Source organism: Sphingopyxis sp. (genome assembly GCF_040216815.1).
In the GTDB taxonomy this organism is placed as follows: domain Bacteria; phylum Pseudomonadota; class Alphaproteobacteria; order Sphingomonadales; family Sphingomonadaceae; genus Sphingopyxis.
On record NZ_JAVJOJ010000004.1, the window covers coordinates 662,970 to 677,448 of the forward strand.

The 14,479-nt window shown below is 63.4% G+C and carries 10 protein-coding genes; 9 read left to right on the top strand and 1 reads right to left on the bottom strand.

All coding sequences use genetic code 11. From position 1 onward, the window contains the following. Positions 1-294: 294 nt before the first annotated feature. The 6 genes from RIA72_RS07045 (at position 295) to RIA72_RS07070 (ending at position 11,176) form a co-directional block, all read left to right on the top strand. Complete coding sequence (locus RIA72_RS07045) at positions 295-4,329, top strand: TniB family NTP-binding protein (RefSeq protein ID WP_350031598.1); 4,035 nt, start codon at positions 295-297, stop codon at positions 4,327-4,329. Between the two features lie 131 nt (positions 4,330-4,460). Then, positions 4,461-5,735 carry a phosphoribosyltransferase-like protein gene (locus RIA72_RS07050; RefSeq protein WP_350031599.1) on the top strand — a complete coding sequence of 425 codons (1,275 nt, stop codon included), beginning with the start codon at positions 4,461-4,463 and terminating at the stop codon, positions 5,733-5,735. Between the two features lie 176 nt (positions 5,736-5,911). Next, positions 5,912-7,072: a reverse transcriptase family protein gene (locus RIA72_RS07055; RefSeq protein WP_350031600.1), complete on the top strand. Its 1,161-nt coding sequence runs from the start codon at positions 5,912-5,914 to the stop codon at positions 7,070-7,072. Positions 7,073-7,164: 92 nt separating this feature from the next. After that, entirely contained in the window at positions 7,165-8,931 is a 1,767-nt protein-coding gene (locus RIA72_RS07060; protein ID WP_350031601.1) for an ATP-dependent nuclease, read from the top strand. After that, positions 8,931-10,448 carry an ATP-binding domain-containing protein gene (locus RIA72_RS07065; RefSeq protein WP_350031602.1) on the top strand — a complete coding sequence of 506 codons (1,518 nt, stop codon included), beginning with the start codon at positions 8,931-8,933 and terminating at the stop codon, positions 10,446-10,448. The genes RIA72_RS07060 and RIA72_RS07065 overlap by 1 nt, the downstream gene beginning before the upstream one ends. Before the next feature lie 14 nt (positions 10,449-10,462). Continuing rightward, positions 10,463-11,176, top strand: a complete 714-nt coding sequence (locus tag RIA72_RS07070) for a hypothetical protein (RefSeq protein WP_350031603.1) — start codon at positions 10,463-10,465, stop codon at positions 11,174-11,176. A gap of 101 nt (positions 11,177-11,277) precedes the next feature. On the opposite strand, the gene RIA72_RS07075 is transcribed toward RIA72_RS07070, so the two are convergent. Then, positions 11,278-11,556, bottom strand: coding sequence for a hypothetical protein (locus tag RIA72_RS07075; protein WP_350031604.1), 279 nt, complete (start codon positions 11,554-11,556; stop codon positions 11,278-11,280). A 166-nt stretch (positions 11,557-11,722) separates the two neighbouring features. Between RIA72_RS07075 and RIA72_RS07080 the strand changes: the two genes are divergently transcribed. Genes RIA72_RS07080 through RIA72_RS07090 form a run of 3 tightly spaced genes read left to right on the top strand, consistent with a single transcriptional unit; the run spans position 11,723 to position 14,333 of the window. Then, positions 11,723-12,220, top strand: a complete 498-nt coding sequence (locus RIA72_RS07080) for a DUF3489 domain-containing protein (RefSeq protein WP_350031605.1) — start codon at positions 11,723-11,725, stop codon at positions 12,218-12,220. Continuing rightward, entirely contained in the window at positions 12,220-12,648 is a 429-nt protein-coding gene (locus tag RIA72_RS07085) for a DUF2924 domain-containing protein (protein WP_350031606.1), read from the top strand. The genes RIA72_RS07080 and RIA72_RS07085 overlap by 1 nt, the downstream gene beginning before the upstream one ends. Further along, positions 12,645-14,333, top strand: a complete 1,689-nt coding sequence (locus RIA72_RS07090; RefSeq protein ID WP_350031607.1) for a recombinase family protein — start codon at positions 12,645-12,647, stop codon at positions 14,331-14,333. Before RIA72_RS07085 ends, RIA72_RS07090 begins: the two co-directional genes overlap by 4 nt. Positions 14,334-14,479 lie beyond the last annotated feature (146 nt).

The window sequence follows — 14,479 nt, forward strand, 5'->3', positions numbered from 1 at the left end:
GTCACATTATCGCAGAAATAGCAGATGTCGCCGACTTTGATTGAGCCTATCGAAATTTCCGCTACATTCGTGGTGCGCCAAGTTCTCCTGTTAGACCGTGGGCGTACTGTCGGTTTTTCGAATTATTTGTGACGATAACTGCCGTTAAATGGTATGGATATCCGCTCTGGATCGTACAGCGAATGCAGGCGTCTACGAGCAAGTATAATTTCCATTATCCTTCAGCGTCGTCTGGTTGCTGTCCATTCTTAATATGCCTTGAGTGATTGCGGGCCGCCCGGCTACGTTCCGCTTATGCCCCTTTCGCCACCAGACCATGTTAACGACATTGAGGGCGATAGCGCGCGCCAGGCGATCCATGCGCTGAAAGGTTATGCATATCAGCTCTATGCGAGCGCGATCGCGTGGCTGGAGTTGCGCGGAAACGAGCAGCTCCATCTCGAGGTTGCCGAAGACTATGCGGTCGCAACGGATGCCGCCCTCAACACCACGCAAGTAAAGGCCTCGTCGCGGACGGTCACGCTCGGCTCTCAGGCGATCGCGCAATTTCTCGACAGCTTCGTCCAACTCACACTCTCGAACCCCGGGCGAACGGTTACTTGCCGCTATCTCTCGACCGCCGAGGTCGGCGTCGAGCAAGCCCATGCTCTACGAGTAGGCGGTCAAGCATCGCTCGCCTACTGGCGCGTGGCGGCGGCCGGCGCGGACGTTGGGCCGCTACGCGCGGCACTCAACCGCGTCGGGCTCGCACCTCAGACTCATGCCTTTTTCGCGGAATGCGACGATAACCGATTCCGGGACGAGGTCTTGCGCCGGATTCATTGGGATTGCGGTGCGCCCGGACTGCCAAGTATGCGCGAAGAACTCGATCAGTTGCTGCTCCAGTTCGGATGGGATCATTGCCGGCTGCCCTCTGCCGAGGCGATGCGCCTCTCTGGCCCCGTTATCGAGCAGCTGCTGGTAACTTGCACGACGCAGGGGCATCGGCGCCTGACGCGCGCCGATCTCAAGGTTTTGGTCGATGAGCATACGCGGGTATCCGTCAACCGTGCCGATGCCGACCGGCTAATGGCGCAGGAGGCGGGGCCCTTTGCCGCAGTCCGTCGGCTGGTGCCCGAAGATCAGCTCGGCATGCCGGCAATCCTCACGACGCGCGATGCTTTCACCCAAGCGCTTGCCGCTACGATTGGTGAACACGGACTTGCTCTGGTGCTCGGCGGCTCGGGTATGGGCAAGACGATCGCCGCCCGACTCGCTGCACGGGCTACGCCGCGCTCCTGGGCGATCCTCGATCTGCGCGACATGGATGCGGGTGCCGCAGCTGCGCGGTTACGCGAGACGTTGGGCGAGCTGGGGGAGCCTGGACTGGGCGGCGTGCTGGTCGACGACATCAACCAGCTCGACGATCTGGGCGTCGCGCGTGCTTTCGCACAACTGCTCCACGCGCTTCGACGCCGCGACCTGCTGGCTTGCGCCACACTTTACTCGCGTCCCGGCGTTCGTGTGCTCGGCGAGCTTGGCGTCACGTCTGCGGCGCTGGTCGAAGTCCCTAACCTGACGGTCGAGGAAGTCGAGGCAATGGTGAGTGCGGCCGATGGCGACCCCGCAACCTGGGCGGCGCCTGTCTACCGGCGGTCCGACGGTGGCCATCCCCAGCTCGTTCAGGCCAGTATTGTCGGCTTGTCGGCGCGCGGATGGAATCCTGCGGAACTGGCCGCGCTCGCACCTGCCGGCGGCGGGCTTGCCGACGTCGCTGACGAGCGCGCTGCCACGCGCGCGCGGTTGATCGGTTCAGTGCCGGAGGCTTCGCGAGCACTGCTCTATCGCTTGAGTCTGGCGATCGGCAGGTTCGACCGTCGCGCTGCGCTGGCGCTCGGGGCGCTCGACCCCGCGATCATGAACCCCGGCGAAGCGCTCGATCCTTTGGTGGGGCCTTGGATCGATGCGGTTGGTCAAGGCGAGTTTCGCGTGTCGCCGCTACTCTACAGGGCCGGCGAGGACATGCTCGGCGAGGGAGCGGTCCGGGCGGTCCATAATGCGTTCTCGGAGGCGATCATGGCGTCCGATCTGATCGACCCCGATAAGGCCGGCGCCGCTTACGTCCATGGCCTTGCCGGCCGAGCAGAGACCGCGCTCACCAAGATCGCGCTCGGAATCGTCGGGGCCGGCTCGGACATGCAGCGTCGAGTTGCCCGCTACATGACATCGCTGCGGCTGACCCAGACTAGCCGTCCGATCTTCCCGGAGAACATGCATGTCTCCGGCCTGCTGCGTCTCGCCCAGCTAATCGTATGCCTCCACACCGGCACCGACGACGAGATATCTAAGGTCTGGAAGGCGCTCTGGCGCGAGAAGGATGCAGCCGTCCTCAACGGTAGTGCCGCTCGATTCGAGACGATGGTCCTCAGCAAACTGCTCTTGTCCGATAGGGCTTGCCGTGCTGTTCCCGAGTGGCTCGATCTGATCCTTCGTCTCGACACATTGGGTCGCGAGGATGCCAAGGTAGGTGACCTCATCCGCGAGCTTGAGACTTCGGGCAAACTCAGATCCGCGCCGACCGTGATCGGCATGCTGTTCATGATGCAGGCGGGCAAGCTCCCCGGCGTCGCGGCGCTGGTGGCGCTGTTCGAGCGGCTCGATGCCCTTGATGGTGAAATGCGCGGCCGCCTTCTCGCCGAATATTCCCAGGTTCCGAGCGAATTCGCATTGCTCGTCAACAATGCCTGGCTGGCGGAGCACCATGCTGGGACGATCGATGCCGAAGTGGCGACGAGCGGTTTCCATCGCATCTCCGCGCTTGCCGAGAGCTGGGGCTATGGAACGCTGGCCGCGCGGGCCAAGATCGCGGTCGCCATCATGCAGGACGAATATGGCCATGACAGCGAGGCCGCCCTTAAAACGCTGGCCGAGGGGGAGGCCAGACTCGGCCATCCCGACCATTTCGGTCGCGCGGTTGCCAAGGTGCTCTATCGCAGGGATGATTATGCCGGCGCGCTCGTCCGGATTGAAGCCCTGGATCCGGATTTCGCCAAGTCCGACCATATCGAGAGCGCCTATCTCTGCCGGGAGGCGGGTATCTGCGCAATGCACCTCGAGCGCTTCGTGGAAGCGGCCAGCTGGTTCTCCAAGGCTCGCGAGGCGGCTGTGCAGGTGCCGAGCGGCCTTATGCGTCCCACGGCGATCGGGCTGCGAGCCGATGCAGCCTACGCTGCCTATCGCGACGGCGGCCGCGAGCAAGTGTTTAAGGAGCTGGCAGCGACGCTCGGCGAGATCGAAGGGTTGCTGCCGCTAACGTCGCTGCGCGCCACGCATTGTTACAAGGTGTTCGGGCACCTGCTCCTGTCGATCGACAACGACGCCAGCCACGACTTCGACAATATGATCGAGGGTATCGATCTGCTCCCGCCGGGGTGCTGCAGCAATCCCGAGCCGAACGAGGGAATCAGGGACCTGCCGCAGGCACCGCTTGAATCGCTTTGGTATCTCCTGGCCGAAGCTGCGGCGCGCTTCCACGTTGATGCCGGAATCGGCCAAGCGTTGCAGGCCCGGATTGACGGCAAGCCGCTGGTCACGATGGAGATGCGGCTGCGCGATGCACATGTGAGCGCCGCCATCGAGCGCCAAGACGATGCCGGCTTGTGCGCGGCGCTTCGGCGCTGGGTCGATTTGCGCGTCTATCTGCCCGAACGTTTCGCTGAAATCCAGGCGGGAGGCCTTACCGATCCGCTGCGCGAGCCGATCCCAGAGGCGTCGCCAGAACAACTGACATCCGAGGTCGCGCGCGATGCGGCCGAGGATGTGCTTTTCGTCCACTGCGTGGTGCGCATCCTCGGCGGCAGTCATCCGCCGCTCGCCGTACTGCTGCAAGCTTGGCGCGAACAGCTGACGCCCGATTATCCGGGTATTGCCTTCCTCACTGCCGTTTGCGAACCGCAAGCGCCTGACCTCGAGCCGCGGCTCTGCTACGCGCAGATCCTCGGAAGGATCGCGCAAGGCGGGCGGTTCGGGGCACGGGACTTGTTCGTAGCGACGGTGCGCCTAGTTGAGAAAGCCAGCCGGCTGGCTTCGTTCCAGCGCGAAGCGACGCTCCCGATCGATCGCTGGATCGCAACCGAATGGCACCAGATGATCTCCACGCAGCGCTTCTCGCTTCTGACCCCGGCGCTCACCATTCCACCGATCGAGCAGGCACTCGCGCGCGCCCCGAGCCTAGCCCGTGCGGCCTCTATCGCTCTCGCTGCCGAGGCATCGATTGGCTCGGTGCTGTCCCTTGAATTTCGCGACTATTTCGCGCGCCTCGCAGGGAGCGCGCAGCCCGACAGACTCTGAGTGGGCTGCGTTAGGCCCCGTCAAACTCAGACACGAAAAGTAGAAGTTGCCAACAAACCCTTCACCTCGGACTCAGTTGTGCTTGCCTTAAACCGGACCGCCATCCAAGTTGCTTAGAAACAACAAGAAGGATGAGGTGGGGTCTGGACATAAACTTCTCGCAATCCGAATTCGCGCAAGACTGGCTCGCGCAGTTTTCCGGAGCGGAGCGTCCGGTGGCTGCGCAGCTGGCCGACGCCGTGATGCTGGTCAGCCACGATGCACTTTATCGGGGGCTGCGCTTGCTGCTCGACGAGACCTGCATGAGCCGAGAGGAAGGCGATCAGGATCGGCCGATTGCGCTGTTCGCTGAACGCGCCGTCGAGACCCGCGATACCAAGGACCCTCAGTATGGCTTCGTCCGCCGCGAGGTCCTTCCCTTCTTTCCAGGTACCGACGAGGGGCGCGCTACTGGCGCCGGCATACCGCCGATCGTTGTCGACCCAAACGATCAGGAAGTCGGCAGCGAAGGGGCCATTGCCAATTTCATTACCGGATACGAGCGCCTGCATCGGGACAGTGTCCTGAGCCATCCGGGCCCCGACGCGCTACGCACCGGCCGCGTCAGTCACATCGTCATCGTCACTGATTTTATTGGCTCGGGGAAGCGCGTCTGGGAAATGCTCGAGGCGTTCTGGCGTGTCGCGACGATCCGCAGCTGGCATTCCTATGGCCGCGTCCGTTTTGCCGTGGTCGCCTATTCCGGGACCGAAGATGGGCTGAAGCACGTCCGGTCGCACCGCTCGGCACCAAGCGTCCGTGTAGTCCATGCCTGCCCCACCATCTTCACCGCATTTGTCGGCGCGGACCGCGATGCGGTCGAGGCATTGTGCCGCGCCCATCCGCGCAAAAGCGGCTATCCGTTCGGCTTCGGCTGGGCCGGCGCGCTCATAGCCTTCTCGCATGGCATGCCCAACAACGCGCCGCCGATCCTACACAGCGATCGAAAAGGATGGGTGCCGCTCTTTAGCAACCGCAGCGCGCTCGGCGCCGACATGCATTTTCCGGCGGCCAATGCCGACGCCCTTGCGGACCGCGCTCGGGCGGCTTTGCATATCCGGACGGCAGAGCGATTCCTCGCCGATCCGACCCGTCGTCGCTGGGTCGAAACGATGCTGGTTCTGACCGCGCTCAAGGATGGATCGCGCACGGCGGCCAGCGCTTCTGCTCGGACGCGACTGTCGCTCGCCGATGTCGAGCAGATCCTTGTGTTCACGCGCATCGCCCACTGGACGAGCCCGCGCAATACCCTGACCGTTCTTGGCCAGCGCGAGCTTCGGCGGCTTCAGTTACGGCGCGCCCGCACGGTAGTGCTTCCCACCGAGGACTTGCCCTACTATTATCCTAGCCAGTTGAGGGCCCGGTGAGGGAGTTTAGAAATGCGCCGCGCAAGCGGCGACGGGTTCCTTGGGAACTTGGGGCCAGGGATTTCCCGGGTCCGTGCATCGGAGCAGGACCTTCGCGCTGCGCGAGACAGCAAGTCACGGCTGGCGGGGTCTTGGACGAGACTTGCTGTCCCACCCACCTGAGTGGGTCGAAGTAGATGTCCGCACCGAGCCCTCAACGCTACGCATCGGGCGCTCGCCGCCACGGCATCGATGCAGTCACGCTTGAGAATGCACTAGCGGCGCTCGCCCGTCTCCGAGCGACCGATGCTCGCATCACCCCGGTCCTGACTCTGCGCCATTTCTCGGTGCTGACCGAGCTACCCTATCTATTCCTGCGCCGGACGGTCGCGCGTCGCGGGCATGCGAAATACCGCTTCGTCCTCCTGAAGAAGCGCATCCCAGGGCGATCCGCCAAGCGGATGATCTCGATTCCGCCGCAAAGTCTGGCGGTTGCGCAGCGCTGGCTGGTCGATCATGTCCTTCGCTATGCGCCCGTCCATCCGGCCAGCTTCGCCTTCCATCCGGAATCCTCGCCAGTCCAAGCCGCTGAACAGCACACCAATACGAAATGGTTGTTGAAGGTAGATATCGAGGATTTCTTCCACTCAGTGAGCGAAAGGACGGTCTCGGCGATTTTTGCGAGGCTGGGCTTTCCCAAGTTGCTGGCCTTCGAGTTCGCTCGGCTTTGCACCATTGGGCTCGATCGAGGGCCGGGAAAGAACCCTGCGCCACACCAAGGCCCGATCGACTTTTACGCGTCTGATTATGAAGGCATTCTTCCGCAAGGCGCGCCAACAAGCCCGATGCTCGCCAATCTCGCGATGCTGCGTACCGATACACTCCTAGCGCGGCTGGCCGAGGAACGCGGGCTGCGCTACTCGCGCTATGCCGACGATCTGGCCTTTTCCGCGGACACCGATCGCTCGCTAGCGGAAATGCGCCGGCTTCAGCGTGACGTGTGCAGGATCCTCAACGACGCCGGATTCCGACACAATAAGCGCAAGACCGTCATCCGTGGCCCCGGCACGCGCCGGATCGTTCTCGGTATGCTGGTCGACGGCCCGACGCCTCGCCTACAGCGCGCCTATAAGGACATGATCCGTCTCCATCTCCATTACCTTTCCTCACCCGCATACGGGCCAGCCAAGCACGCTCTGGCGCGTAAGACCGGCGTCTCTAGTCTTTATCATCATGTCCGTGGCCTGATCGGCTGGAGCCAGCAGGTCGAGCCAGCCTTTGGCCGGCAAGCGCTTGAGCTATTCGCCTCGGTCGACTGGCCGCCCATCCAGCCGCGCCGGATTGAATGGAATGACTGAAGTCCGCCCGGCGCGGGCAATGCCCTCGGATAAAGTGCCGATTACCCGTCTCTGTGCTGGACCGCTCCGGTCGCGAACCGTAACCTGAGCCAATGCCAGAGGATCCTCACCAACCGGCCCACGTCGCGCCTTATATTCGCCACCTTTCGATCAATCGGTTCAGAGGGATCGAAGCACTGTCGTGGTTCCCCGACAAAGGCATGAACGTGCTCCTGGGCGGCGGCGACGTGGGCAAGAGCACGATCCTCGATGCCATCGCGATGCTTCTCAGCCCGACAAACGCGGCAACCCTGTCCGATGCCGATTATTGGCAACGCCGGCACGAGGACGGCTTCGAGATCGCCGCCGCCATGGCGCTGCCCCTGAACTGTGGCATCGTTGAGCAACGCAAGGCGAGTTGGCCCTGGGAATGGAGCGCGGACGGCCCGAAGCTTCCCGATCTTGAGGCCAATGACGGACAGCCGCTCGATCCCGTCTTCTGCGTGCGCGTCTGCGGGACGCCCGATTTTGAACTGCAGCACGAAATCTGCCAGCCCGACGACAGCGTCGATCATTTCCCGGTTTCGGTTCGCCGCAATATCGGTGTCGTGCGACTCGGGGGCGACGATCGCAACGATCGCGACCTCCGCCTGATCCAAGGGTCGGCGCTCGACCGCCTGCTCGGCGACAAGACCCTGCGATCGCGTCTGGCCGATAAGATCGGGGAAACAGACGTACACGGCCAGCTTAAGGAGAGTGCGAAGACCGCGCTCGGTGATCTCGATGAGCGGTTCCATAAACGCACCTTGCCCAGCCAACTTAGCCTTGGCTTGGTCGGTGGTCCGGGTTTTTCGCTTAATGCGCTGATCGGTCTCACCGCAACCAAGGATGGCACCATGCTGCCCATGGCAAGCTGGGGGGCGGGAACACGGCGACTTGCGGCGCTCGAGGTCGCGGCAGCCCATCATGCCGAGCATCCGATCATGATCGTCGATGAGATCGAACGTGGCCTTGAATCCTACCGCCAGCGCATTCTGGTCGAGGAGCTGCTTGCGAGCCCCTCGCAGGTGTTTGTGACGACGCACAGCGCGGCCGCCGTCCACGCCGCCGCCACGGCCACGCTCTGGTATGTCGATGCCGGCGGCAAGATCGGCAGGCTTCCTGCATCGGTCGCGGCGCAGCAGAAGCGCGATCCCGAGACATTCCTGGCGCGCGTGGCAGTGATCGCCGAAGGCGCGACCGAAGTCGGATTTGTCACCAACCTGCTCACCCGCTCGCTCGGTGAGGACCTCCGCCGTCACGGCATCTGGGTCAGCGACGGCGGCAGCAATTCGGAAGCGTTAACCGTTTTGCGCGGGCTCGCGACGAGTGGACTCAAAGTTGCCGGCTTCGCGGACAATGAGGGCACGCAGCAGGGCCTGTGGCAACAGACCAAGGACCAACTCGGTGATCTTCTCATGCGCTGGGCGGACGGATGCCTGGAAACCAACATCATCCCGCACCTGCAGGATCATCAGCTGGAGGCCTTCATTGCCGAACCGGACGGCGATTCCGGTGAGCGGCTGCGAACCTTGGCCGATCGCCTGAACCTGGAAGACAAGTCGCTCGCCGCGATCATCGCGGCGAGCGACGATATCCGTGCGCTGATGATCGCGGCAGCGTGCGGTACCGCCCCCGCCGATCCGAATGCGCCCGAGGCGCAGAAAAAGGCGTGGAAGAAGCACGGCCAGCGCTGGTTCAAGAGCGCCGCGGGCGGAGCCGAACTCGCCGACAAGCTCTTCGGGCTTGGGCTCTGGCCGCATGTCGCGCCCCAGCTCCTCCCGTTCGTTAATGCCGTCCGAAGAGCTGTCGGGCTTGAGGCTGTGCAAGTGGTCGTCTGATGTCGGACGAGACGGTCGCCGAAGCGCTCCGCTCCGCCGCTCGCCTCGTCGTCGTCGAGGCGCCGGGCGGCTGTGGCAAGACGTATCAAGGCGCAAGCTACGCCTGCGATATCGCGACCGCTCTCGGCGACGGACGGCTGCTCATTCTGACACACACCAATGCCGCCTGCGACGTCTTCGCCGGCCGGACGCGCGGTCTCAGCCGCCGCGTCGAGATCCGCACGATCGACGGGCTCATCATCGAGATCGCTGGCGCCTACCGCCACCCGCTTGCCCTGCCTGAGGATATCGGCGCCTGGGCACGCCGAAGACCCAAAGGATACGACCTGCTCGGCGAGATGGTCGCGCGCCTGCTGACCCGACATCCTGGGATCGCGGACTGTGTGGCCCGGCGCTATCCGATCGTCGTCTGCGACGAGCATCAGGACGCGAGCGCCGACCAGCATGCGATTGTCATGGCGCTACATCGCAGCGGCGCACAGCTTCGTGTGTTCGCCGATCCGATGCAAATGATCTTCACCGGCACCCAGGCGCAAACCGCCGCCGCCGAACAGCGCTGGGCGGAGCTGAAGACCGCTGCTGATCGGTTCGAGGAGCTCGACCAGCCGCACCGCTGGGCTAACATCCAGCCCGAACTCGGCGCCTGGATTCTGACTGCACGCGCGACGCTGCGTGATGGCGGAAAGATCGACCTCACAGGCAATCTTCCGGCCGGGCTCACCGTCCATTTCGCCGAGAACAGCTCGCCTCAGCGCACCGGGTTCCGGGTGGCTGCGCAGGAAAGCCAGGCGATCTACGCGCGCGCCAATGCGCCATCTTTGCTCGTGCTCACCGGACAGAATGATCGCGTCACCGCCTTGCGTGCCTTCTTCAATCGACGGCTCCCGATTTGGGAAGGCCATGTCCGCGAGGGTCTTTCCACGCTCGCCGCGCATTGTATGGCCCATCAGGGCAATGCCGAGGCGCTGGCGCGCGGCACGCTCACGTTCATAGGCTCGGTCGCGTCGGGGTTTTCGCCGAGCGCCTTCGGCAACCGCTTCGTGCTCGAGGCGCAGCAGGGATGCGTCAAACCTTGCAACGGCAAGCCGCAGCATCTCCAGGCGATGGCCCGCCATATCGTCGAGTGTCCCGATCATCGCGGCGTGGCGCGCGCGCTTGACTATCTGCGCGGCCTTGCAGCGAATGAAGCGGCCTTTGCCGAGGTCCGCGTCCATCATGGTCGCGAATTTGCAGAGGCAATCCAGCTCGGCCAGTTCGAGAATGCCGATGACGGCTTTGCCGAGATCGCTCGGCGACGCACCCACGCCCGACCGCAGCTGCCGATGAAGGCGATCAGCACGATCCACAAGGCCAAAGGCCTCGAATTCGAGAATGTTATGGTCTTGCCCTGCGACGCCGACAACTTTTCGAACACCAAGGCGTCTCGCGCCCGGCTATATGTCGCGCTCAGTCGGGCGACCCGGTCGCTGATGCTGATCGTGTCGAAAGAGAAGCCAAGTCCTTTATTCAACCTTTAGAAAGTGGCCCGCCGATGAGCGCACTCTATCTTTCAGACCATGAGAAAGCGGCGCTGCGTGCGGTCGATTTGCTCGAACTCGAGCGACTCATCGATGAAGCGCTCTGGCAGCAGCGCATTACCGGGCTCCACGCGCTCCAACTCGCCAATTGTGGCGCCTATGTTGCCAATCAGCTCCGTGCGTTTGATCGGGCACTTGCCGACTATGCGAAGTCCAAGTCCGCCAAGAGGCGCGAGGATTTGCGCGGTCGAGCCTGGATGGTCGGCCGCGACCTCGGCTCTGCAGTTCGCGCCATGCTGGAGCGGGCGGACGATGAGGATAAGGAGCGGCAGCTTTTCCGCGTCAGCGACATGATCAGCACACCCTACCGGTTCAGTGAACATCTGGAGATACAGGTCCATTTCGACTGGTGCACGCGCGCGAAAGACCAGTGGAATTTCGGGACGATCACCTTCGTCCACGATGTCGATACACGTCCCGACTATACGCTGCCCCGACATCAGCCCAAACGGAAGCCGAGCGCTGCCAAGGTGGAGCAGGAACGCCAGGACAAGCTCTATCGCCATTGGGAGCATTTCCGTATGCTCGCGATAAACGCTGTGCGCACATTTCTCCAGAGGGGTGGAGACGCCGCAACGATCCCAGAACGCTTCGTGGTTACGACCTCGGGGCGTGACCACTATCTCAACAATTTCAGCTGTGACTTCTGGCAGGAACCGAAGACATGACCTGTGATCTAGCCGAGCGAGCGAAAGCAACTCCGCTTACGCGGCTACGCACTTAGGTCAGGTCAGTCTCCTTCGTCCAATCAAGCAGACATCTGCGGTGATCAGGCCGTCCCAGCTCCATGTCCCACATCCTCAATCAATTCCGAGATTGCCGATGAGAGAATCTCAATCCTCATGCCCAGCTCGCGAAGAGTTGCCGCAGCGGCTTTCGCGTGGTCCGGCGACAAGCTTCTCGACTGTCCTTCGGTCGCCAATGCCGTCGCGTCCTCGGCGGCGATGGTGGCGAGATAGAACAATCGACGGATGAGTTCGTGGCGGGCTTCGGCGTCTTCGGACATGCGCCGACGAAGCGCTGACCAATCGAAGAAGTCGAGACGCATCTTTCCGCGGCACTCACACATTCCATTCGACTTCGCAGTGTAACGAAGCATTGCTGTCATCATGAATTGCGGCCGGTGATATGGCTGCCGCCCCGACCGGTCGACCGGCGGGGCCGTGGGTGGTGGGAGCGGCGCGGTGCCGCCTCGCGAACAGGAGACACCCACCATGACCATAAAGCTCAACGACCTGCAGCTCATTCTGCTCTCGACCGCCAGCAACCGGGAAGATGGTAATCTGCTGCCCGCGCCGGAAAGCGTCACCACCGATCCGGATCGCGTGAAGACGGCGATCGTCTCATTGGTTCGCCGGAAGTTGGCAATGAAGTCGAACGATCACACCGTCATCACCGACGCGGGCCGGGCAGCGATCGGGGCAGATGAGGTAGCAATGCCAGAGTCGGCCGACAGTGCAGCCGACATCAAGGATGGCAATACCGAACCGCTCGCCGGCTCTGCGACCCCCTCTGCGCGCGCGGGAACCAAGGTGGCGCTGCTCATGGATCTGCTATCCCGGGAGGGCGGAGCAACGCTCGACAACCTGACCGGTGCCACCGGCTGGCTGCCGCACACAGTGCGCGCCACGCTCAGCGGCCTGCGGAAGAAGGGGCACGCCATCGCCAGCGAGAAGGTGGGCGGGGTCCGCACGTGGCGGATCGTCGGTTGATGACAAAGCCGGGGGTTCTCGACGCGCGGCTGGAGGAGCTTGAGGCGATGGATCTCGAGCAGTTGCGCGACGCATGGCGGAGACAGCTTCGCAGTTCGCCGCCCAAGGTCAGCGCCGGCCTGCTCCGGATGGCGCTGGCCCATGCCTGCCAGGAGAAGGCGTTGGGCGGGTTGTCGAACGCAACCCGGCGGCGCTTGCGCGAGACCGTCGCCGCCGGCCGGCCGCGGCCCTCCATCCTTCCGGGCATGCGGCTGGCGCGGGTCTGGCAGGGAACCACGCACATCGTCACCATGGGCGAGGATGGCGCCATCCGCTGGAACGATCGGGAATGGCGCAGCCTCAGCCAGGTCGCCCGCGCCATCACCGGTACCAACTGGTCCGGCCCCGCCTTCTTCGGCTTCCAAGCCAAACGAGGCGCCGCGTCATGAAGCCGGTGCGCTGCGCCATCTACACGCGCAAGTCGAGCGAGGAGGGTCTGGAGCAGGACTTCAACTCACTCGACGCGCAGTTCGCGGCCTGCTCGGCCTATGTCGCCAGTCAGGCCAGTGAGGGCTGGACGCTCATCAATGCGCGTTACGATGACGGCGGCATCTCGGGCGGCACGCTGGAGCGGGTGGCGCTCCAGCGGCTGCTCGGTGATATTGATGCCGGCCGGATCGACATCGTGGTGGTCTACAAGGTTGACCGGCTGACGCGCTCGCTGCTCGACTTCGCGAAGCTGGTCGAGGCATTCGACAAGGCCGGGACCAGCTTCGTCTCCGTTACCCAGTCGTTCAACACGACCACCAGCATGGGGCGCCTGACCCTCAACATGCTGTTGTCCTTCGCCCAGTTCGAGCGCGAGGTGACCGCCGAGCGCATCCGCGACAAGCTCGCCGCCTCGAAGCAGCGAGGCATGTGGATGGGCGGCACGCCGCCGCTGGGTTATCGTCCGGACGGGCGCAGCCTTGCCATCATCGACGACCATGCCGGGATCATCCGTTCGATCTTCCGGACCTATCTCGATCTCGGCAATGTCCGGCTGTTGCAGGATCGGCTGGAGGTCGATGGCGTCGTCAAGCCGACGCGGACGACCAGGGCCGGCCGCTCCTACGGCGGCGGCCCGTTCAGCCGGGGCGAACTCTATGCCATCCTCGGCAACCCGATCTATATCGGCCGCATCCGTCACGGGAAGATCACCTATCCCGGCCTGCATCCCGCCATCATCGAACAGGAGATATGGGATGCGGCCCAGAAGCAGTTGAAGGAAAATGGCAGAGGCACTCGGTCCAGCCCGCGCGTCCGGCATCCCAGCATCCTCGCTGGCAAGCTGTTCGATGATCGTGGTGAGCCGCTGATCGCGGTCCATGCCAACAAGGGCAAGGTTCGCTATCGCTACTACGTCAGCCGGTCGCTCCAGCACAAGGGCGATGCCAGGAAGACCCGCGGCATACGCTTGCCCGCTCGTGAAATCGAAATGCTGGTAATCGATCAGCTATGCCGCACTATCAGCGATCCGGTCGGGCTGTTGGGTCCATCTTCATCATCGCCGGACGAACAGGACATTCCAGCGCTGATCGGGAAGGCACGGGAACTGGCAGCACTGTTGCGCGATGGTCGGGGCGGTCTGGTCCAGACGCTGGTCGGCGACATCGTCGATCGCATCGACATCATGCCTTCCGAAGTGCGTATCAAACTGAATCCTGTCGGCCTCGGCCGTCATCTCGAGATGACGATCGATACGGAATCGTCCGCGCTCCTCATCACCACGCCAGCGACTCTGAAGCGATCGGGGCTGGCTATGCGGATGGTTCTTGATACGGGCGAGGTAGCAACCAGCCGCAAGCCGGACGCCCGGCTGATCGGTGCCATCGCCAAGGCCCATCGCTGGTGGGGACGGCTCCTTGAAGAGCCGGATCTCAGCATCACCGATCTTGCCCGTTCGGAAGGCGTCACTTCATCCTACATGACCCGGGTTATCCGGCTCGCCTTCCTCGATCCGGCGATCGTCACACGGATCGTCGAGGGGAAGGCGCCCGCCGACATCGACACCAAGCGCTTGACCCAGACCGATGCGATCCCGATCGTCTGGCGCGAACAGCAGCAAAAGCTCGGTTTTTCGGTCCGCCGCTGAGTTCGGCGATCCGCTGGCGCGCTCCCTCCTGGGCATCACCAATCCCGTACCACGCAAAGGCGCCGCTGAGAAAGGGCGCCACACAGCGTGGGAATCGCTGAGGAAGCCTCGCTCTCTCGGTGACGAAAATAGCCCGAAAGGTCCGC